General features: G+C 52.1%; 19 protein-coding genes and 2 pseudogenes. 16 read left to right on the top strand and 5 right to left on the bottom strand.

The window, feature by feature from the left end:
• Positions 1–32 precede the first annotated feature (32 nt).
• Together ACLEJU_RS04710 and ACLEJU_RS04705 are read right to left on the bottom strand one after the other, a co-directional pair.
• A complete protein-coding gene (locus ACLEJU_RS04710) occupies positions 33–824 on the bottom strand; it encodes a hypothetical protein (RefSeq protein ID WP_435421999.1) in 792 nt (263 codons plus the stop codon).
• The gene (locus tag ACLEJU_RS04705) at positions 824–1,471 is read right to left on the bottom strand and encodes an HAD family hydrolase (protein WP_435421998.1); all 648 of its coding nucleotides are present in this window, start codon (positions 1,469–1,471) and stop codon (positions 824–826) included. Before ACLEJU_RS04705 ends, ACLEJU_RS04710 begins: the two co-directional genes overlap by 1 nt.
• Before the next feature lie 104 nt (positions 1,472–1,575).
• On the opposite strand from ACLEJU_RS04705, the gene ACLEJU_RS04700 reads away from it, so the two are divergent.
• The 11 genes from ACLEJU_RS04700 (at position 1,576) to ACLEJU_RS04650 (ending at position 13,567) form a co-directional block, all read left to right on the top strand.
• On the top strand, positions 1,576–1,764 hold the full coding sequence (locus tag ACLEJU_RS04700) for a hypothetical protein (RefSeq protein WP_435421997.1): 189 nt from the start codon (positions 1,576–1,578) through the stop codon (positions 1,762–1,764).
• 13 nt (positions 1,765–1,777) lie between these two features.
• Entirely contained in the window at positions 1,778–1,960 is a 183-nt protein-coding gene (locus tag ACLEJU_RS04695) for a transcriptional regulator (protein WP_435421996.1), read from the top strand.
• An 863-nt stretch (positions 1,961–2,823) separates the two neighbouring features.
• Positions 2,824–3,816, top strand: coding sequence for a threonine ammonia-lyase (locus ACLEJU_RS04690; protein ID WP_435421995.1), 993 nt, complete (start codon positions 2,824–2,826; stop codon positions 3,814–3,816).
• Between the two features lie 31 nt (positions 3,817–3,847).
• Positions 3,848–5,017, top strand: coding sequence for a diaminopimelate decarboxylase family protein (locus ACLEJU_RS04685; protein ID WP_435421994.1), 1,170 nt, complete (start codon positions 3,848–3,850; stop codon positions 5,015–5,017).
• Positions 5,018–5,021: 4 nt separating this feature from the next.
• The gene (locus ACLEJU_RS04680; RefSeq protein ID WP_440776674.1) at positions 5,022–6,269 is read left to right on the top strand and encodes a hypothetical protein; all 1,248 of its coding nucleotides are present in this window, start codon (positions 5,022–5,024) and stop codon (positions 6,267–6,269) included.
• Between the two features lie 8 nt (positions 6,270–6,277).
• Positions 6,278–7,243, top strand: a complete 966-nt coding sequence (locus ACLEJU_RS04675; RefSeq protein ID WP_435421992.1) for an ornithine cyclodeaminase family protein — start codon at positions 6,278–6,280, stop codon at positions 7,241–7,243.
• On the top strand, positions 7,243–7,989 hold the full coding sequence (locus ACLEJU_RS04670) for a YqcI/YcgG family protein (protein WP_435421991.1): 747 nt from the start codon (positions 7,243–7,245) through the stop codon (positions 7,987–7,989). The genes ACLEJU_RS04675 and ACLEJU_RS04670 overlap by 1 nt, the downstream gene beginning before the upstream one ends.
• 23 nt (positions 7,990–8,012) lie before the next feature.
• The gene (locus ACLEJU_RS04665) at positions 8,013–8,945 is read left to right on the top strand and encodes a DMT family transporter (RefSeq protein ID WP_435421990.1); all 933 of its coding nucleotides are present in this window, start codon (positions 8,013–8,015) and stop codon (positions 8,943–8,945) included.
• A gap of 509 nt (positions 8,946–9,454) precedes the next feature.
• On the top strand, positions 9,455–9,664 hold the full coding sequence (locus ACLEJU_RS04660; protein ID WP_435422058.1) for a hypothetical protein: 210 nt from the start codon (positions 9,455–9,457) through the stop codon (positions 9,662–9,664).
• A 352-nt stretch (positions 9,665–10,016) separates the two neighbouring features.
• A complete protein-coding gene (locus ACLEJU_RS04655) occupies positions 10,017–12,770 on the top strand; it encodes a UvrD-helicase domain-containing protein (protein ID WP_435421989.1) in 2,754 nt (917 codons plus the stop codon).
• Between the two features lie 233 nt (positions 12,771–13,003).
• Positions 13,004–13,567 carry an isochorismatase family protein gene (locus tag ACLEJU_RS04650; protein ID WP_435421988.1) on the top strand — a complete coding sequence of 188 codons (564 nt, stop codon included), beginning with the start codon at positions 13,004–13,006 and terminating at the stop codon, positions 13,565–13,567.
• Here the strand turns inward: ACLEJU_RS04650 and tnpC are convergent.
• Positions 13,562–14,438: pseudogene (gene tnpC, locus ACLEJU_RS04645) on the bottom strand (IS66 family transposase); the annotation flags it as partial. The gene ACLEJU_RS04650 and the pseudogene tnpC overlap by 6 nt on opposite strands.
• Before the next feature lie 47 nt (positions 14,439–14,485).
• The gene (locus ACLEJU_RS04640) at positions 14,486–15,205 is read right to left on the bottom strand and encodes a hypothetical protein (RefSeq protein ID WP_435421987.1); all 720 of its coding nucleotides are present in this window, start codon (positions 15,203–15,205) and stop codon (positions 14,486–14,488) included.
• 159 nt (positions 15,206–15,364) lie between these two features.
• On the opposite strand from ACLEJU_RS04640, the pseudogene ACLEJU_RS04635 reads away from it, so the two are divergent.
• Positions 15,365–15,569 (top strand): annotated as a pseudogene (locus tag ACLEJU_RS04635) (hypothetical protein).
• 9 nt (positions 15,570–15,578) lie between these two features.
• Here ACLEJU_RS04635 and ACLEJU_RS04630 read toward each other — a convergent pair.
• Positions 15,579–16,244 (bottom strand): SH3 domain-containing protein, encoded by a 666-nt coding sequence (locus tag ACLEJU_RS04630; protein ID WP_435421986.1) that lies wholly within the window; start codon positions 16,242–16,244, stop codon positions 15,579–15,581.
• A 321-nt stretch (positions 16,245–16,565) separates the two neighbouring features.
• On the opposite strand from ACLEJU_RS04630, the gene ACLEJU_RS04625 reads away from it, so the two are divergent.
• From ACLEJU_RS04625 to ACLEJU_RS04610, 4 genes are all read left to right on the top strand, one after another.
• Entirely contained in the window at positions 16,566–16,796 is a 231-nt protein-coding gene (locus ACLEJU_RS04625) for a hypothetical protein (RefSeq protein ID WP_435421985.1), read from the top strand.
• Positions 16,797–16,821: 25 nt separating this feature from the next.
• Entirely contained in the window at positions 16,822–17,505 is a 684-nt protein-coding gene (locus tag ACLEJU_RS04620) for a metallophosphoesterase family protein (protein ID WP_435421984.1), read from the top strand.
• 156 nt (positions 17,506–17,661) lie between these two features.
• Positions 17,662–17,913: a hypothetical protein gene (locus ACLEJU_RS04615; RefSeq protein WP_167276662.1), complete on the top strand. Its 252-nt coding sequence runs from the start codon at positions 17,662–17,664 to the stop codon at positions 17,911–17,913.
• Between the two features lie 198 nt (positions 17,914–18,111).
• Positions 18,112–19,062 carry a hypothetical protein gene (locus tag ACLEJU_RS04610; protein WP_435421983.1) on the top strand — a complete coding sequence of 317 codons (951 nt, stop codon included), beginning with the start codon at positions 18,112–18,114 and terminating at the stop codon, positions 19,060–19,062.
• Positions 19,063–19,793 lie beyond the last annotated feature (731 nt).

Below are 19,793 nucleotides of genomic sequence, written 5' to 3'. Positions count from 1 at the left end.
GGATAGCATCCGCAATTGACCGCTTGAGATGTCTAGAGCCCTAAAATGCCTTCAGCGACCCATGAGGGCAGGCCTGGCTCAACCCAATCAGTTCTGCTTGAAGACGTCATCACCATCCCAAGCTCTTTCAGTCGCGCTAATTCTGCGACAGCCTCTGCTGGTGCAAGCCCGGTGAAGGTTTGAAATTCGCAATTGGGCAGTGAACCCAGAATCATCAGATTCAGTAACGCTGGCCCCGTACTTGAGCTTACTCCAGCATCCTTCATGAGCTTGCTGCTACCGAAGAATTGGAGAACTCGCTCGCGAAGATTTTTGCGGTTGAACGCATCAAGGATGTGATCGACCTCTTCGATACAAGTCATGAGCTTGAATTCCAACAGCTCTGTTTCACCTTCGTGCATCTGGCTCCAGCGGCTGATTGCTCTGGGCAGGCGCCACAAACGGGGATGAAGGCCAAGCTGTTCGAAGCTGTGCCTGATGTACACCCACGCAGCGCTGCGCCCCTCTGGCACGCTGATGAGCAACTGATCGTGATGGCCTAGTACCGCAACGATGCGACGGCGAGGATCGATAGATGGATCAGGACGAAATTTCTTTTGGTCAGATCCGTGTTCCGTGGCATCCCATACCTGCGTCAGCGGCGCATCTGCAGCCTCAATGAGCTGCGCCAGTCGGGTAGCGGTTTGGGGCGCAATGAGGCCATTCAATTCTGCTGCCTTTCTTGCCAGCTCCTCGGCACTGGCCAAGATGGAAGGCGAGATGAACATAGAAGTCGTTGCTCCACAGTAGATGCCGGTCGTGCTCGGAGATGGATGCTGCTTCATCAGCCCAGCTCCTTGGTGAACTGCTCGACGACCAGATCTGCGAATTGCACGAGATCTCGTATAGCGCCGGCACCCGATCGATCAAGATGAAAGCCTTTGATGCCAAAAGCTCGAGGCCCATCTCGATCACAGCGCGGCGAATCGCCAATCATTGCTACTTGAGCCGAACCGCCGAACAGGTGGCCAGGCGCAACCCCAAGATCATGGCACACGGCGCGGTAGATCGCTGGGTCGGGCTTGGTCACGCTGAGCTCGTAGCTGAACGAATAGGTGTTGAGATCTGGCAGTAGCTTCTTCACTGCCGGCCCGTAGGGTGCAGCGAGGTTGCTGCAGATGGCGGTAGCTACACCGTGCTCATGGAGGAGGGCGATCGCATCGCGTGCATCCGGGAACACCTCGATCGACTCGATCTCGCGTTGAAGGTCAGACTCGATCTCAGCCCTGCGCGTCGCTGCGACCTGGATGCCGAGGATGTCAGCAGCTTCTCGAAACCCGGCATCAATAGTCATCAGTTTATGGAGGTCGCCTGGGCTAGGGCGCCGGCCATTCTTAGCGCCTTCTCGCAGCAGCCGGCGATACGGGTGTATGGGTGTCCCGATCCGCAGGGTTGTGCCGAACGCATCGAAGATCACTGCTGTGATTGCCATCCGTATCTCCGTGGTCGACCTGGCGGCACCGAGAGTACACTAAGCCCTCAGATGAAGGATGCCAAATCATTGAGGCTCAAGAAGTGAAGAGAACAGTGTTGGGTATGGCCGAAGCCGGCGAGCCGCTGCTCAGGCAGGCTCTTGAGGCAATTCGAGCTTATAACAACGCCCTGGCTGATGGACTACCCGCAGAGGAAATCGAACGCCTTCGACTGGAGGCTGATCATCTCTACCAGACAGTGATCGACTACCAGTTACACAGCGCCGGCACCCTGGGTGAGTCAGTTCATTGAAGGAGCCCCAACCGTGACGATTCGCCTGATTCGCAATGAAAATGAGTACCGAGCTGCCCTCAGAGAGGTCTCGCCGCTGTTCGACAATGAGCCTGCACCTGGTACCGAAGAGGCTGAGGTTTTCGAAGCGATGGTTTTGCTGATCGAAGCATACGAGGCCGAGCATTATCCAGTCGGCTCTCCTACTTCTCCCTGAGCAATCGTCTCGCTATGCGAAGAGTTGAGCAGGGGTGACATTTAGTCGGCGAAAGCTAGTTCTGCCTGCCTAGACTCCCAGACCCCTGCTTGAATTGTCTTTGGCGCATTCAAACGAGGACGGCGAACAGCATCAGGTGCTTCCACCTTGATACGAAGGCCTGGTGGCCCGCCATCACGCTGCAATTCGACAAATTCTTCCGTTAGCTTGGACATCAGATCTGCGGGCGTTCGACCTGTGTCCTCACTGAGTGTCGAGGTGAGGTGTGTCAGCGGGCTCAGCTCGAGCCGGCTACTAATCTGCCCTAGCTTGTCTAGAGCGATGCTGGATTTGACCGAGTTTCGAGAGGTACGTACGACTTGGGTAAGACACATGTAACCCATCGCAACAGCGAAGCACTTATGCAGGGCTGAAGGATTTATGAGCCGTTGGCTCAGAAGATCGGCGCAGACCTGATCTAATCAAATGAGTGGGCTCAGTCGTTGGTCGAGAAAATACCAACATGGTTGAGGCTATCCAGCGGCGCTGTCGGTTCTAAGTATCCAAACGCGTGCATCGTACTGACTACCGACTCCAAATGAATCAAAGTCAGAAGCTCAATCACGAACTATGTAAATCTTCAATAGCCAATTTTGAAGTGACCTTCTCACCAGTACTCAATATTAAAATTTCAGTGGGTGCTAAAAGATTTCTAAGGGAAGGTAACCTACTGAAAACCATGGGGTTTTAAGTGGTGAATGCGTTCGATTTCTCCCCGTGATGCCCTTCGCAACGGCTTCGAACCATAATTTATGAAATTTTTTTCATTTTCAGAAACCGCATCGCTTGATAAGTTCCTGCCCCGAAAGATATGGAGATCAAAGATGAAGAATCAGTTCATAGAAAGTGAGCGGCTCGATCTATCTACTGCTTGGAGCGAGATGGGTAAAGGCCTGGGGTCGACATTAATTGTCAACACTCCGATATTCTCAGTACCTACGCTTGCCAAAGCCGCGGGCATATCAAAAGTATATGTGAAAGCTGAATACCTTCAGGCCGGAGGGAGTTTCAAAGTACGCGGAGCTATGCTAAAACTGAAATACTTGATGGCCAATGGGCGAAAGCCTATCGTATATGCTGCTTCTGCTGGAAATCATGGCATTGGCCTAGCTTTAGCTGCGCGTGAGTTAGGGTTCACTGCAATCATCTACGTACCTACATCAACGCCCGAGGTAAAGCGTCAAAAGATTCGTAGTGCGGGGGCGATCCTTGAAGTCACTGGAAGTCACTACGACGAAAGCGAAGATCTAGCAATAGCTGCATGTCGCGAAGCAAATGGAGAATACATTTCCAGTTTTGACGATGAATTCATCATTTGCGGGAATGGTGGCTCCCTCGCATTAGAGATTGAATCATGTCTTCAAAATCAACTGATCGAGTTTGATGTCCTTGTCCCTATCGGAGGAGGGGGGCTCGCATCTGGGATTGGAGCTTATCTAAAGGGTAAAGTTAAGAATATATACGGTGTGGAGCCCGCTAATAATTGCGCCATGGCTAAGTCGCTGGCAAAAGGGCAATTCGATACCGAATACAGTGGGACATCAAGTATAGCGGATGGGCTTGCAGGAGCAATCTCAAAAAACACTTACGCGCTCTGCTCAAAAAACTTGACCGGTGTTCTAACAGTCAGTGAGTCTAATATCAGCAACGCCATCGCTTGGGCATATCAAAACCTCGGTATTGTGGTCGAGGGATCAGCGGCAGTGACTATTGCTGCACTTCTGAGTGGCAAGCAGGAGTTCTCAGAAAAAGTATGCCTCGTACTGACTGGCTCCAATATTGACCAGGCCAGCCTAAAACAGGCGCTCCAAGTGTAATTCTTCAGCAATCAAAAGATGGAACTTATAAATGCAGTCGATGGAAATAGTTTTTAGCGAAGTTAAAACCCCAGCATTCGTGTACTGCCTGGAAACGCTATCGCGCTCAAAGACCTTAATCCAAAATACAATCGATCAGTTTGGGAGAAATAATTGGATCGCCTACTCCTACAAAACTAACCCACTTCTTGCAGAGCCACTAGTCAGAATGGGTTGCGCGATGCAAGTGACATCACCTATGCACTTGCGCGAAATTCAAAGGTTCACCAGTCCAGAGATTTTAGCAAAAAGTTTTTATTGTTCAGGCTCTCTGACTGTTGAAGATGCTGTAGAGGTGCTCCAAGCGGGCCTTTATGTAGTCGTGGACTCAGAAACTCAATTGCTTCGTGTTGAGGAGGCAGCAAGCAAGATTCGTGTGTCAGCCAAAGTTTTGATTAGAGTTGACGCAGGTCAAAGTGCAAGTGAGTCTCCCTTTGGAACATCCGGCATGTTACAAGGTATAGATCTGCAAAAACTTCCTCAGGTTCTGGCTGTCGAGCATGAATGGGTGAAGGTTGTAGGTATTCATAACCACTTTGGCAGTCAAGTTACTTCATTCTCTGCTTGGAAGCAGAACATTGAAAATCTGGCCGCGGTACTTCGCGATCTGGCTTTTCCCATCGAGATTTTAAACCTAGGTGGTGGTACACCTATTTCATATGATGGCGTGAATGCGCCATCCATCGAGGAAATTTACGCTAAGAGCATGGCGTCATCGATACGATCAATTCAAGAGATTCATCCAAGTCTCAGAATCGTAGTAGAGCCTGGTCGTTATATCGTCGGCCCCTGCGGTTACTTGGTCGCAACTGTAACGAATCTCCATCGCTCAAACGACCGCGATGGTGTAAACCTAGATGTCTCACTTTTCGCTGGATTCCAAGATAGATTCCTTTCAAATTTGACATTCCAGTTCCCCGTATCCCAGCCTCTCTCCGGGACAGCTCGTACAGAAACGATCTTGCGTGGAAGCTCCCCTGCATCAATCGATTACTTCGGAATCTACAGTTCCCTGCCTAAGCTTCAACTAGGTGATCGAGTTGTATTTGGTATGGCTGGTGCTTATGCATCGTCTATGGGAAGCAATTTCTCAGGCGTAGTGCGTCCTTCAGAGTACACTTTCGCCGAAGGCATTGTGGAGAAAATCTGCGATGCACGATGAAATAATGTTGGCCCTGAAACAAGAAGAGGACGTATGCGCAAATTTTTTGCACATGACATCCTATGAAAATCGCATGTCTCGAACTGCACGGCAATTTTTAAGTGCAGACTTAGGCAATCGCTACCATTTGAGCACGCCCGAAGCGTACAACGGACTTGATACCAGCGTGTTGATAGGGGGGTTTAGTTGCAGAGCACTTCCTGCAATTCATAATCTCGAACTCCAGGCCACTGCAGCAGCATGTGAAATGTTCGATGCTTCCCATGCCGAGCTACGTCTGGTGTCTGGAGTGCACGCAACTTTGTCGACGATCGCCGCGTTAACTCAAGCAGGTGATGCCGTCTACTCCATCGCTCCTGAGGATGGTGGGCACTTCGCAACTAAGCAAGTCGCGGAGTCTCTGGGCCGAACCTCACACTACATTGCTTGGGATAATGAGAGACTGAATATAGATCTGGGCGGGTGCGCCAAAAAGTTCCAGGACATCTCTCCCTCTATGGTGTTCTTGGATCACGGCACTCCCTTATTCAATCTCCCCGTGCGTGAATTGAAGGCGTTGCTCCCCAAAAATTGTATTCTAGTTTATGACGCATCGCACACGCTGGGGCTGATTGCGGGACGAGCGTTTCAGCGCCCTCTTCTTGAAGGCGCTGACGTGCTCCAAGGAAATACCCATAAAACCTTCCCGGGCCCTCAGAAAGCCATGGTGCTTTTCAAAGATCGGGAGGTAGGGAGAAAATACTCCAATACTGTGTCCATGGGCTTGGTATCAAGCCAGCATACACATCATACAATTGCTTTGTGCATCACCATTTTAGAGATGCAGCGCTATGGTAAAGAGTATGTGCAGCAAATGCTTACAAATGCACGGTCACTCGGTACTGAGTTAGTAAAGTCCGGAATCGGTTTAGTGACTTACCAAGGAGTGTTCACAACTTCGCACGAGTTACTAATCAGCTCAGGCTGGGAAGACTCTCATTTGGCAGCAGCAGATCGGCTTTTTCGGAGTAATATCAGTGTTAATGGACGAATTGCATTTTCTCGCCCAACCTTACGCGTTGGTGTTCAAGAGCTAACACGAAGAGGAATGGGGATGGTCGAAATGAAGCAAATCGCATCACTACTTGCAACCGTCATCACAAATCCCTCTAAAACAGGACAAGTAGCAGACCAAGTCAAAAGCTTAGCTGCCGACTTCCCAGACGTGCATTTCTCCTTCGACACACCCAGTTATGATGCTGGGCAGCGCTGAGAGCCCACATGCGTTTAATCAACAAAGCCGAAATCCTGAAGATTCTTCCGGAAATTGATCTGCTGAAAATCATTAGAGATGGATTTATCGCATACTCAGCAAATGAAGCGATTATTCCTCCGGTTGGAGGGATGGAGTTCGAATCTCCTCCAGGAGATGTCCATATTAAATATGGGTATATTCACCGGCAAGACAAGTATGTCATTAAAATTGCTTCGGGCTTTTATGATAATCCCAAACTTGGCATTCCTTCGAGTAATGGCTTAATGCTGGTATTCTCTAAATTAACCGGAGAACTCGAGTGCATACTGCATGATGAGGGTTATTTGACAGATGTGAGAACAGCTATCGCAGGTGCGCTAGCCGCCCAGCTCCTAGCTCCTCGCAAAGTTGATCAGATCGGAATTATTGGAACTGGCACGCAAGCGAGGTTGCAGCTCAGCTACCTCAAACTTGTAACGCATTGCAGAAAAGTTTCATTGTACGGGCGCAATAAGGAGTCAGCTCTCGATTTTCAACGTCAAATGTCAATGCAAGGCTTCGATGTCCGGATATGCGACAGCGCGAGTGAAGTGGTTGAGGGTTCCAAGTTGATTGTTACAACAACAACAGCAAGAAAACCGTTATTTCAAAGCTCTGATGTCCGCCCCGGTACTCATATTAATGCGGTGGGTGCCGACACCCCTGGAAAACAGGAATTGGACACTGCGCTACTCCACCGCTCCGATTGGCTAGTGGCCGACAGCATCAGTCAATGTATTGATCGCGGCGAGTGCGCCAATGCGATAGCAGACGGTAGCATTAGTCCAAGTAAACTTACCGAGCTCGGGTATCTTCTTACGCTGCCGGACATCGAGCGCTCTGAGGAAGCCATCTCAGTCGTCGACTTGACCGGCGTTGCGGTGCAGGATATTCAAATTGCAACGGCTGTGTATAACCAAGCGAAGCTTATTTCCACTCAAGGATTGCAGTGATGGCACATGGATTAATTTCGTTTAAGAAGGCGGAGCAGCATCTTAAACATCGGGATCTCCTAGAATGGCAGTCTCGCGCAGTTCAAGATATCCGAGAGCATATACTTCGTAAAGACTATCCGTGTGTATTCACACGTTCCGGGTATGATAAAGACCATCTCATGATGTGCTTTATCCAAGACCCGTTCCGCCCCTCGGACATTGCAAAGGGTTTCGATGCCATCCGCGACTTCGTTCAAGTCGTAGATAAAGCACCAAATCAACAAGCAGCGGCTCTCAAAACGCTCATGCTGTGCGTTGACTGCTCGAAACTCGACGAAACAAAGCAGGAGCAAGCGGTATGGGCCTTGTTGAACGGGTTCCTGGCTCTTGACAAAAGTTTATGGCCTGCAAATATTCCTTCGGATCCTGATGATCCAGACTGGGCTTACTGTTTGTTTGGTAAGCGCGCTTTCATCACAGCTTTGGCTCCAAGCCATAAAGTCAGGCATAGCCGAAATATTGGCTCACATATGGTTTTGCTTTACCAGTTGCGCGATGGCATTGAACATGTCGCGCCTTACAATTCCAAAGGGGATGATGTCAGAGAAATCATCCGTAAGCGGATTGAAGCGTATGATGATGTGCCTCTCGCTCCTGACATGACTACTCATGGAGAAGGTGGAAATAAAGACTGGACTCAATACTGGCTGGGTGATGGAATGGGTCGTTTTCAAGGGAAGTGCCCTCTGCATCACAAAACCTGAGACTATAAAGGAATAAAGACTCAATGAGATTATACAAATGCCGGGACACATCTGCCAGAATCAATATGGCGGACGCAGCATTGCTGTTGGTTGCAATGGTGTGGGGTTCAAGTTATCCAGCTGTAAAACTGGCTTTGGCCTATACAACTGTCCTGGCATTTGTGTTTATCAGATTCTCGCTGGCCGGAATATTTATGCTGCCCATCTTGTTGCGAGGGATGAAGGGTCGCAGCACAAAAACTTTATGGTGCGGGGCGATTCAGGGAGTTCTTCTGTTTCTGATTTTTGTTTTTGAAACTGCCGGTGTTCAGAAAACATCTGCCGCTAATGCGGCCTTCTTCATAAGTACGTGCGTACTAATGACGCCTATACTTGAGTTCCTGATATTTAAAAAGCCTTTGTCTGGCGAAACCTTGTTGGCATGTTTGCTGTCGTGCATAGGAGCAGCCATGATTGGCCTAAATAGCAGTTTCAGCTTGCGTCTAAATGAAGGCGACTTCATCATCCTCGCAGCTGCATTACTACGTTCCGCTGGCATCATTGTTACTAAATATTGGGTCGGAGACAAAGACCTTGATTCAGGGGCCTTAACCGCCATACAGATGCTAACAGTTGCTTTGCTAGCAGGTGTTGGCTTAATTGCATTTGATCAAGGTGGTCATGTGTCAAGCATTACAACAAATCCAACATTTTGGTTGACTACTTTATACCTGGTGATATTTTGTACTCTTATCGCTTTTTATATCCAGACACACATGGTACGCAAGACTTCCCCTACGCGTGTAATTTTGATCATGGGGATGGAACCGGTGTTCGGAGCCGCATTTGCCATCCTACTGCTATCAGAAAGCCTGACAGTCTGGCAGTATGCTGGTGGCTTACTAATCATTGCTTCCACTTACATTGCGGTCGTTAGAAAGCCACCTGCCACTGCGCTTGGTTCCCCTAATAGCTAAATTAGCATTTTGAGGTATGCATCCACTGTGGTGTCGTTGCTTCCTCGTCCATGTAACTACATACGGCAGTTCGTTACTCCAGAAATTTCGATAATCGCATAACGTTATCGCAAAAGATTATTCCGGTTCTGGACACATGAGCAGGCGCTGTAGGCAATTCTACCCATAGCGAATCGCAGGTAAATTCGATGCCAGCAGCAGATATTGAAAGACATCACCTTGAGGCTGACCACCTGTGCCAGGTGGTCATCGACTAGATACCTTAAGTGAACCGATTCATTAGAATAAGAGGGCCGCAGTGTGGAGATCCGCGAAATCCGTAATGAAGATGAGTACCGAGCGGCCCTTAGACAGGTCTCGCCACTGTTCGACAATGAGCCAGAACCTGGTACTGAAGAGGCCAAGGTGTTCGAAGCGATGGTTTTGTTGATCGAAGTATACGAGGCCGAGCATTATCCTCTTCAAATGAACACCGAGCTGCCTACCCACAGAGTATGGGAGTAGAGATGATGCAGAGGGATCTCAGCAAGGTTTTGCTTCCAGACCATCCGATGTACACCGATGCAGTGGATGCTTTGAAACGGTACCACCAGGCTCAAGCAAACGGTGTGACGGAGGCTGAGCTGGAGCGCCTTCGTCTCATTACGGAGCATCAGTTTCAAGCAGTCACCGACTACCAGTTGCGCGAGCTCGGTGGGCCAGGAAAGCCCAGTCACTAGAAGCTCCTGCTACACGGCGTACCGCTTATTTTCTCCAGAAGTGATGCAGTAGCGACCGCCCCTTGGCCTATATAGATTCGTCCTAAGAGCAGGGGCACGAAAACCATAGTCGGGTATGTTGATGCGCTCTGGCTGCGGAGCCGGGCGGTCTCTTTTCGGCTGCGGGGTAGCAAAGCAGTTGGAGCCGCTGCAGAGATTTTTGTAAGAGACCCATCGTTGCGGTTGGCCGTCGAGGCAGATGCGCGCCCATTCCTCTTTAGCAATGACAGGCCACCTGCTGATGCAGGCCCGATATGCAAATGTCTGTGTTTGCTAGACTCTCGTCCTTTTGCAACTTGATTGAGCGATGACGATGGAATGGCACCCCTCAGGATGGGCCCGGTTCTTCAGAAAATCCAGATCCTGGAAATTGAAGATCGACAAAGAGCAACTGGTTGTCTCAGTGGATGGCCAAGTCCATTCTGTTCATCCAGAATCCTTCTCTACGCTCAAATTTGATCGCCGTCTGCTCTGGACGAACGTGAAGCTGTGGGTGGGCTATGAGCTTAACCTCGTGGGGCTTTCGCATACTGCGCGTTCGGCACTCGATCAACAGCTAAGCGCTGCCGCCAGCAGGCACCAGTTCCGTGAGCTCTACGGGCAGATTATTACCTGGCTGAAAGAGGTCGAACAGGTCGTGGCAGCCGCTGATAGTCAGCATCAATGGCTCACCTACGACATGCAGCATGAGCTGCTCATAAAGAGAGCTGCGCTGGGCATTGATCCTGCAAAGCTCAAAGCACTGTTTGATTCGCCAGTCATCCAAACTGCTATGGGTGACAACAAGCCGCGTGTGCACGCACGGCTAAGCCACTGGTCACAAGACTGGCTAGAGCAGTGGGAGGCTCGCAATGAAGCGCACTTGTTGCGGGAGCTGCAATCGTGCGAAGACCTTCTGAGCAAAGTCGAGACCCGCCCGCTGAATCATGAGCAAGCTCAGGCTGCCGTCTGCTTTGATAATCGGGTTCAGCTCATCGCGTCGGCAGGCTCGGGTAAGACCTCCACGATGGTGGCTAAAGCCATCTATGCCGTTCACCGTGCGTTGGTAGCTCCTTCTGAAATCATCATGCTTGCCTTTAACAAAGACGCGGCAGAGGAACTGCAAGTCAGAGCCGCTCAGTCCTTGGAACGTTTGGAGATGCCAGGCATCACCATTCAGGCAATGACGTTCCACTCATTGGGGTTGGACATTATCGGCGGCGCGACCGGCAAAAAGCCAAGTGTGCCGAAGTGGGCCACTCGAACCGATCTCGGCTTGGAAAAGCTCGGGGAAATCGTTGACGGCTTGAAGGACAGCTCGGATGCGTATCGTACCAAGTGGGACATGTTTCGATTGGTGTTTGGCCGAGATCATTCCCATGCAGTGTTGCGCGATATCGCTGAGGCCTTCGATCAGGATGGCGATGCGAAGCTGATTACCCTGAACGGCGAACATGTCGAAAGTCAGCAGGAAAGACTGATTGCGAATTGGCTTTTCTACAACGGCGTGGAGTATGCCTACGAGCGGCCTTACGAGCATGACACCGCCACTGAAAGTCGACGCCAATACCAGCCTGATTTCTATTACCCCACCATCAATCTTTACCACGAGCATTTCGCTTTTGACGCCGACGGCCAGGCCCCTGAACATCTCCAAAACTATGCGGAGGATGCGCAGTGGAAGCGCGATACCCATGCCGCTTACGGAACCACTCTCATCGAGACCACCTCGCACCAGGTCAATACCGGCGAAATTTTCGCGCACCTGACCCAAGAGCTGAAGTCGCGCGGAGTGGAGCTTGATCCAAACCCTGATCGGCCTGTACCTAAGTCAGGCCTCGTTCCCCTGGAGCACCTCGATTTGCTCAAGGTGCTTCGCTCGTTCATTTCGCACTACAAGAGCAACAGCCTCACGGCTCAAAAACTTCATGAGCGCTACGACGCGCTGCCCAAGCGTGTCTTCAAATACCGTTACAAGATGTTCTTAGAGCTCGCTGTGCCCGTTATCGAGGGTTGGGATGAAGCCCTGAAAGCTGATCGAGGAATCGATTTCGAGGACATGATCAACTTGGCTGCCGATCATCTGGAGCGCGGCTATCCATCTCCGTACAAGTTGGTTATGGCTGATGAATACCAGGATGCGTCTCGTGCACGAGCGCGCTTGTGCAGGGCTTTGGTACAGACGCCACACAGCTATTTATTTGCGGTTGGTGATGATTGGCAATCAATCAATCGCTTTGCCGGCGCCGACGTGTCCGTAATGACTGGTTTTAGAGAATGGTACGGTCATGGTCAAGTATTCCACCTTGAGAACACCTATCGTTGCCCACAAGCTATCTGCGATGCTTCCAGCCGGTTCGTGACCAAGAATCCTGTGCAGCTCCGCAAAACTGTTATCTCTGTCACCGAGCCGATAGGCCCGGCGTTCCAAGCGTTTCAAGTGACAGGCAAAGGCGAGATCAAGGACGGTATTCGTCAGTACCTCGATGACCTCTATGGAGGACTTTCAAACGACTCTATTCCCTCACCAGATGGTCGCCTTGTGTCAGTATTCATCCTAGGGCGTTATAAGGTCGACGAATTCTTCATGCCAGCAGGATGGCGGCAGCGCTACGGCGACCGCCTAGAGATTCGCTTCAAGACCATGCACACCTCGAAAGGTGACCAGGCTGACTATGTGATTCTGCCGGGCATGATGGTACGGGGCTTTCCAAGCCTAAAGGGTGACGATCCTGTTTTTGGATTGGTGATGCCCGAGGGCGATGGATATCTGCATGCGGAGGAGAGGCGATTGTTCTACGTTGCGCTCACTCGCGCACGACGCTCGGTGGTCATGTACACCGTAACTGCCCGCAATTCACCATTCCTTACAGAGCTCGTTACTGATGGGGTCGTTGCCCTCACCGATATTAAGGGAGAGCCGATCCGAGAGGAGCGATGCCCGGTCTGCAAGCATGGTGTTCTCATTCAGCGAACGGGCAAGTTTGGGGATTTCACATCGTGCTCGGGTTTCCCTCGCTGTAAGTACAAGCCCAAAAAATCAAAAGCCAAGGAAGCTCGCGCACATGCACCGAAACCGCGCCGGTGACCAAGGTGAACGCGTTAAGCCAGGATGTTCAGCGGTATGTTTGGTTGGGGATCTTAGAAAGTAAGCGTCCGCCCAACTCACCTTGCGTGAGCTGGGCCGGAATCCACTGACGGGGTAGCAGCCCGTCCTTAGTAGCCTCTTTGTCAGCACCGGCACCCTAGCGAGACTGCGTTGCTTGTTGACTGGAAGACGTTGCAGCACACTAAGCGTCCATCGTAAGGAGACGACCCCACATGAAGGATACGCCCAACACCCCCCTGATTATCCTCGATGTTCAGGATGCTATCGATCAGCCTATTTGGAATGGTAAAAGCCACCCTGGCTATTTGTCCGTAATCCAACGCCTTCTGCGGCACTGGCGAACAAATGGCTGGCCTGTCCTTCATGTGAAGCATGATGAAGCTAATCCCACTTCCAGCTATCACGTTCATGGAGCTTGGAATGGGATTAAGAAAGAAGTGGCTCCGGTACAGGGCGAGATTGTCATCATCAAGCATGAGAACTGCGCATTCATAGGAACCCAATTGGATGCCATTCTCAAAAGCATGCAAGTAAAACGCATTGTTTTGACCGGCGTTGTGGTTCATAACAGCATGGATGCCACTATTCGAGCCGGGAAAGCGCTTGGGTACGAAATTATTCTTCCTGCGGATGCCACGACTGCTGTACCCGTAATCGGGCCGCAAGGAACGTGTTGGGACGCCTCAACCGTTTATGAGCTGACCTTGGCCATACTGGGCACCGAGTATGCCCAAGTCATGTCATCAGATGATGTGGTCGCACAGCTCTGCCTATGAAGCAGCGGCAGGCCCCCACTGATGCGGTAGCAAGTGCCCGATTTTACTGGCCCGCTGCGTCGGCAGCCGCATCAGAACGTCCTTGAGATAGGCGTACGGATCGTGCCCATTCATGCGCGCTGACTGGATCAGGCTCATGATTGCAGCCGCCCGCTTACCGCTGCGCAGCGACCCGGCAAACAACCAGTTCGAGCGGCCCAGCGCCCAAGGCCGGATCTGGTTTTCCATTTGGTTGTTGTCGATGGGCACAGCCCCATTGTCCAGGTAGCGCGTCAGCGCTACCCAGCGTTTCAGGCTGTAATCGAGGGCTTTAAGTGTGGCTGATCCGTTGGGCACCAAGTCGAGCTGGGCCAACATCCAGTCATGCAGTGTTTTGAGGATCGGCACCGCCATTTCCTGACGTATTCGCCAACGATCTTCATAACTCATGTACCGCGATTCGCGCTCGACCGCGTACAAGCCGCTGATCGAGTGCAGCGCTTATTTCGGCCAGCTGACTTTTGTTCGCCACGTGCAGATCGAAAAACTTGCGACGCGCGTGAGCCATGCAGCCTATTTCAGTGATGCCTTGCTAAAAGCCAGCTTTGTAGCCAGCGAAGTCATCGCAAACCAGCTTGCCGCTCCAGTCGCCCAAAAAGTTGCGCGCATGATCGCCATCACTGCGAGGGCTGAAGTCGTAGACCTGCACTGAGCGCCGGACACGGCGTCGTGCTGTAGGCCCAGTGGGTTTTGTTCTCGCCGGACGCAAGCATCTGCATCGGTGTCTCGTCGGCGTAGATCACGCCAGGGTCAGCACTGCTTCACGCAGTGCATTGACCAGTGGCTGAAGCCGCGCGCCGGTTTGTCCGACCCGCTGCGCCAGGGGCGAGCGGACAAGAGAGATTGAGTCGTTTTTTGCTTGAGCTTGCCCGGACAGCCCTAATCGCAGGCGAAAACGTCCCAGTAATTTAGCCAGTAATATTCCTGCCTAAAGCCGCCGGGTCTGAGTCCTGGAGCGTTAATTATGGAAGCGCTCTCTACGAACACTTTGATCTTATCGCCGGCAATCTGCTCGACGGTGCCTCGGTAACGAATGCTTCCTTGATCTTGGCAAACACGTTCACCCACAGTTTTCGTCTTGTTCAAGGCCGAACGTAGGAGGTCTTGGCGCTCCCTGGCTGCTTTCTCCTGCGCCTGACGGATCATTTGTGCACGTTGCTCATAAGATACATAGCCCCAGTCGAGCACAGTTTGATCAAATGAGTCGTCTCCCCGGGAGCGTCGCTCTAAAACCAGCAGATTCGAGCCTCTGGCTGAAAACGCAAACGTCAACAGGTTCTGGGATTTGGAATGGCAGACGAAGCCCTCACTGTTTGTATAGAGGGCTTCGTTACCAGCTTTGAAGGGAATAGCGTAGCCGCGCGTACTAACACAATATCGCTGCAGGTTTTCCGAAATGTCGTTGCGAGCGGCCTTGTCAAAAACAGTTGCTGCGATACCCAGGCCGGGTGGATAAAACTGCACACTGGTCTGCGGGGAAGACGCTTTTATGATCTCAGTCGCAGCCTTCTCTGGTGAGAGGTCTGAATACGGGGAAGTGAATGAACACCCCGCCACGGCACTTATCACTAACCCGAAAAGTCCATTTTTTAGCTGCAAAACAAGTCCTTAGATAATTTTGATGGCTTTTGGCTATCTTAGCGCGTCTCCGATAGGTCATCTAGGGGCTTCGGGCTTGCATCGCAAAATCCGCGACGGCATTCAGCGGTACACCGTCTTAGGTGCCGGCTAGGAACGAAGATAGCGGATGCGTCGAGGTTGATACATGTCGCTAGACTAGTACCTAGATGCCATCCGATCTACAACGATGCGGTAGAGGCTTTGAAACGCTATCACCCGCCTCAAGCAAACGGTGTGACAGGATTGAGCTGGAGCGCCTGCGTCTGATGGCGGAGCATCAGTTTCAAGCAGTCACGACTACCAGTTGCGTGCACTCGGTGGGCCAGCAAAGCCCACTCACTAGATGCTCCTGCTACACGCCGTACCGCTTGTTCCCGCCAGAGGTGATGCAGTAGCGACCGCCTCTGGGGCCTATGCAGATTCGACCAGAAGAGCAGGGGCACGATGATCCGTATTCGGGTGTTGTGCTGAGAGCTGGCTGTGGAGCGGGGCGCGTTCTCTTCGGTGGTGAGGTGGCAAAGCAGTTCGAGCCGCTGCAGAGGTTTTTGAACGAGATCCATCGTTGCGGCTGGCCATCGAGGCTGATACGCGCCCATTCGTTTTTCTGCTCATAGACCTGAACCTTCTCACCGCGCTTGAGTGTGGAGATAACTTTTCCTCCCGGTTGGGCGCGCAGGTTCAGCTTGTCCGCGTTGACGAAATGTTCAGGTGCCGAGGCTTGCGTAGGTTGTGGTGCCTGTGAAGAAGTTGATGCCATAGTGCTCACCGGCGCTTGGCTGAGTGGAGGCTCAGTCTTGGGTGAATCCTTCTTCCCCACAGCCCAGCCCACCAGGAAGAGAATCAGCAGCGGCAGAAACCATGATTGACCTTTCTTGCTCATATCCTTTGCACCCTCGAAGTGAGATCTGTCCTTATCAAAAAGTACCCGGCTGGGTCGCCGCAGCAGCGAATAGCTCGGATCGGTGATGCGATCCCGGTGAGCAATTTTCCATCTGCCATCGCTGAAGATAATCAGCATAGTCGAGTGGCTCGGAGGGGAAGGGCAGCTGCCCTAGCGCTCACAAGCCGTCTTCGAGAGATCACAAAATGAGAGAAAGCAAGCGGAGCGCGCCGGCGTGACGGATGGACGCCCGAAGGGGCGAGACGTCGTCGTTCGACGATGGCTCGATTCACGACAGCCGGGCCCGTGAGGGTACGCCCTACGTGAAGCTAAATCGAACTTGTCCTTCTCCGCAGAGGGCTACGTGTCGTTGTAAGATCCTGGGAACCGACGTTCTGGTCGTATTTATCGGCGGCACATGAAGCATTTTAAGGAGCAACACCTGTGTGCAGGACGTTCATGGATTTGATCTATGTGATGAGCGTGGCTTTCACTGTGCTCGCGTTCGTTTCTATACCGTGCGTGATCCTGTGCCTCGGAGTGCTGCTCGTGCTCGGCATCGATGACAGTTTTGTGAGTCCGGTTGTGGCCTATATTGCGTTCCCAGAGGCCGTGGGCATCAGCGGGTATTTGCTGCTCCACTACTGGAGGCAAATCACTGAAATGATCAAGTCGATTACACCGTGGTGATGTAGGAATACGTGGGGGGAAGCGAGTGATTTGGTTTCTGGGCGACGTACATGGGCGCTTTGATCATGTCATCAGATTGGTGAAGCTTCATCGTCCCGAGGCAGTGGTCTTCCTGGGTGACCTTGAATGCAGTTTGCCCTTGGATATGATCCTGCGCCCGATCTTAGAGCTGACAGAGATCTGGTTCATCCATGGCAACCACGATTCCGATCGCCCGGCTTACTGGCATAACCTCCATGGCTGCGACCTCGCTGAACGCAGCCTTCATGGCCGAGTTGTAGATATTGCGGGCCATCGCATAGCAGGGCTGGGTGGCACCTTCGAGTCACAAGTCTGGCTACCAGGTAGCCCTGATACTGGCATCCAAAATTACGGAGGCTTCCTCGAGCATCTAGCGCTCCGGCCACAGCAGGCAGACATACTCGCGACGAAAAGACAGCACGCGCTGTCAGCAATTTACCCGGATGACTACTTCTCGCTCGCAATGGAAAAGGCGGATATTTTGGTCTGTCATGAGGCCCCTAGCTGTCATCCCTACGGCTACTCAGAAATCGATGAACTCGCCCAGGCAATGGGTGCAAAAATGGTTGTGCATGGGCATCACCATGACTCTCTCGACTATAGGTCTGAATGGTCAAAGCTGGAATTCGAGGCTCATGGCGTGGCGTTTCGATCCATCATGGCCATTGATGGCTCGGTCATCAGCTGAGGTTTAGTGTCGCGCACATACCAAGAAGCGCTCGATCATTTCTGTCGAAACTTTGGGCAGAGGCCGGCTGCACCGTCCTGAGGTCTGCAAGCCTGAGCTGGCAGAGGAGGGCGCGAACAGTTGCATTTAGTGATCGCCGTGGAGTGGAGTGAGAGCATGAAGGTCGGTGAGTTGATTCAGTTGCTGCAAGCCTTCGATCCTGAAATGAAGGTCGTGATGTCTCGCAGCGACTCAGGCCTTGAGGACGTTATGGCGTGCTATGAGGATTTGATTTGCGAAGGGCTAGTGTTCGGGTATGACCAGTTGGACGACTTTGTCCTGTCAAAGGGTGCTGACGCCAGCACTGCTGAGAAAGTGGTAGTCATCGACATGTGCGAGCGCTTGGAGGATTGGCAGATCCAGCAGTGAGTGTCGGCAGTCCGACCGATGTGGCGAATGGTCGGCCAGCCGTTAGGCGATCTCTCTCAATCGGGGATACTCCAACGAGCGCCGGGGCTATTCCTGGGCGACCTCGAGTTCAGGACGGTCATGGCTGTAAACGGCCAGGTCATCATCTAATCGCTAAAACGTAGCCGTTTTCGCAAGCGGAGCGCGCCGGCGTGACGGATGGACGCCCGAAGGGTCGAGACGTCGGCGTACGACGATGGCTCGATTCACGACAGCCGGGCCCGGAAGGGCACGCCCTCAATGTTCTACAGGGCTTTCGGCATCAGCGCCCTGCGGCGCTTTTTTTTAAGGGACAGGGACATGTGGGAATTTTTGAAGGACAGGTCGGAAAGGAAGCTCTGCATTTGGGCGGTCGTGGCTCTGCTGTGCCTGTGCGCGGTCAAGGTGAAATTTCCGACAATCGATTACATGCTTATCAAGTGGCCCAGGGTCGTACTGTTCTTCCAGTCGAAAGCGTTTGAGGACATCGTGGGAGACCTCCTGACAGGTTTAATAGCGGCGTACTTTTTCTACGTAGTTATTGATGTAATTCCTCGAATTCGGAAGGAGAAGCAGACCATGGAGGTCTTGAACTGTCTGGTCGCCTCGGTAGTAGATTCCTATGCCAAAGCCCACTGGTTCGGTCACACAATGGCGATCACCCATGTGAGTCTCGACTACCTGAAGCTCGTACGTCTCGACAAGATGATCGAAGAGGTGAAGCAGGGTAAGCCGAGTTTCGGCAAACTCAAATGCGCTCTATTCACTGCTCATTCAAGGTATTCGGATTTTTCCTCGACCCTGGGTCTTGCGGCCTCCATGGGCCCCGAGCGAGCGCTGCAGTGGCTCGTACTCACTGACAAGGTTCGCCTGCTAGTGGACAACTACGAAGCCCATCCGGAGAGCGATGACTATGATTCGAGCCACGTCTTCGGCAGCGCCCGATCTGAAATCGACGACACCGCAGTGGACTTCCTCGAATACGAATCAGCACTGTGGGGCTTCATCGAAAGCCTACAGTTTTGCGTGCTGGAGTACCTGGAGCAAGCCAGAAACTGGGTCAGTCCAGTCCCCGCGGGCGATCACTCAAACGCGCCTACCGTCTTGGACGTCTATGACACTCTCGCGTAGTCGTGGCGGACGAATAGCCAATTGAGTGTGCCTGTTGGATCAAGCACTGCGTTAACAGGTTGTTCCCAGAGGTTACTTCCTCAGAAACCTTTCAGCTCGCATGCTTGGTGCACGCTTTGATGGAGGCACGGCGAGCCGTGAAGGAAGCCAAAGCACTGGATGACGATGACAAACTACATGCTGCTCGAGCAGCGTGGATGCGGCGGAAGTGGCATTTGTGGAAAGGGGGCAGATATGGTGAAGCGACGGGAGCACAGACTACAACCGCAAGAGGGCAATCGATACGTCCCATGCTGAGTGGTATGTCTCTCTCCGCGATTCCCCTGAGGTCGACTGCGGATTTGCCGGACTCCTGGCTCAAGGTGAGAGCAAGCAACGTCAAGGGGCTCAACTCAAGACGCTGGCTCACCTGTTCGAGCTTGTCCAACGTGAGGCTTGATCGAGCGCCTTCCAATTTGGAAAGGAAAGTCCGACTTGTATCACCAAAATCGCGCTGCGACAGGTTGCGCTTACATCGAAGCGCCCGAAGGACGATGGCGAATGATGACTTCATTGACATGTAAGGCTCCTCTGTATGACTTTCCTCAGTGATCTCGACACTGCAACCGCTGTTCACCTCGTAAGCTTCGCTGTCAGTTGGGCTAGGTGGGAGAGTGGGCCCCATTCCGTCGAAATACTGTTGATGCGTACAGTATAGCTCGCTAAGCTCGGCGGGAGAACATTTGTACTCT

Origin of the sequence: Pseudomonas sp. SMN11, assembly GCF_052041945.1 — a bacterium.
In the GTDB taxonomy this organism is placed as follows: Bacteria; Pseudomonadota; Gammaproteobacteria; order Pseudomonadales; family Pseudomonadaceae; genus Aquipseudomonas.
Note: the sequence above shows the minus strand (reverse complement) of the source record. Positions and strands in the feature narration are given on the sequence as shown.

What these genes read in the sequence shown, in the direction of transcription:
- ACLEJU_RS04710 (WP_435421999.1), bottom strand. Translation starts at nt 824, where the DNA reads ATGAAGCAGCATCCATCTCCGAGCACGACCGGCATCTACTGTGGAGCA.
- ACLEJU_RS04705 (WP_435421998.1), bottom strand. Translation starts at nt 1,471, where the DNA reads ATGGCAATCACAGCAGTGATCTTCGATGCGTTCGGCACAACCCTGCGG.
- ACLEJU_RS04700 (WP_435421997.1), top strand. Translation starts at nt 1,576, where the DNA reads ATGGCCGAAGCCGGCGAGCCGCTGCTCAGGCAGGCTCTTGAGGCAATT.
- ACLEJU_RS04690 (WP_435421995.1), top strand. Translation starts at nt 2,824, where the DNA reads ATGAAGAATCAGTTCATAGAAAGTGAGCGGCTCGATCTATCTACTGCT.
- ACLEJU_RS04685 (WP_435421994.1), top strand. Translation starts at nt 3,848, where the DNA reads ATGCAGTCGATGGAAATAGTTTTTAGCGAAGTTAAAACCCCAGCATTC.
- ACLEJU_RS04680 (WP_440776674.1), top strand. Translation starts at nt 5,022, where the DNA reads ATGTTGGCCCTGAAACAAGAAGAGGACGTATGCGCAAATTTTTTGCAC.
- ACLEJU_RS04675 (WP_435421992.1), top strand. Translation starts at nt 6,278, where the DNA reads ATGCGTTTAATCAACAAAGCCGAAATCCTGAAGATTCTTCCGGAAATT.
- ACLEJU_RS04670 (WP_435421991.1), top strand. Translation starts at nt 7,243, where the DNA reads ATGGCACATGGATTAATTTCGTTTAAGAAGGCGGAGCAGCATCTTAAA.
- ACLEJU_RS04665 (WP_435421990.1), top strand. Translation starts at nt 8,013, where the DNA reads ATGAGATTATACAAATGCCGGGACACATCTGCCAGAATCAATATGGCG.
- ACLEJU_RS04660 (WP_435422058.1), top strand. Translation starts at nt 9,455, where the DNA reads ATGCAGAGGGATCTCAGCAAGGTTTTGCTTCCAGACCATCCGATGTAC.
- ACLEJU_RS04655 (WP_435421989.1), top strand. Translation starts at nt 10,017, where the DNA reads ATGGAATGGCACCCCTCAGGATGGGCCCGGTTCTTCAGAAAATCCAGA.
- ACLEJU_RS04650 (WP_435421988.1), top strand. Translation starts at nt 13,004, where the DNA reads ATGAAGGATACGCCCAACACCCCCCTGATTATCCTCGATGTTCAGGAT.
- ACLEJU_RS04630 (WP_435421986.1), bottom strand. Translation starts at nt 16,244, where the DNA reads ATGCTGATTATCTTCAGCGATGGCAGATGGAAAATTGCTCACCGGGAT.
- ACLEJU_RS04625 (WP_435421985.1), top strand. Translation starts at nt 16,566, where the DNA reads ATGGATTTGATCTATGTGATGAGCGTGGCTTTCACTGTGCTCGCGTTC.
- ACLEJU_RS04615 (WP_167276662.1), top strand. Translation starts at nt 17,662, where the DNA reads ATGAAGGTCGGTGAGTTGATTCAGTTGCTGCAAGCCTTCGATCCTGAA.
- ACLEJU_RS04610 (WP_435421983.1), top strand. Translation starts at nt 18,112, where the DNA reads ATGGACGCCCGAAGGGTCGAGACGTCGGCGTACGACGATGGCTCGATT.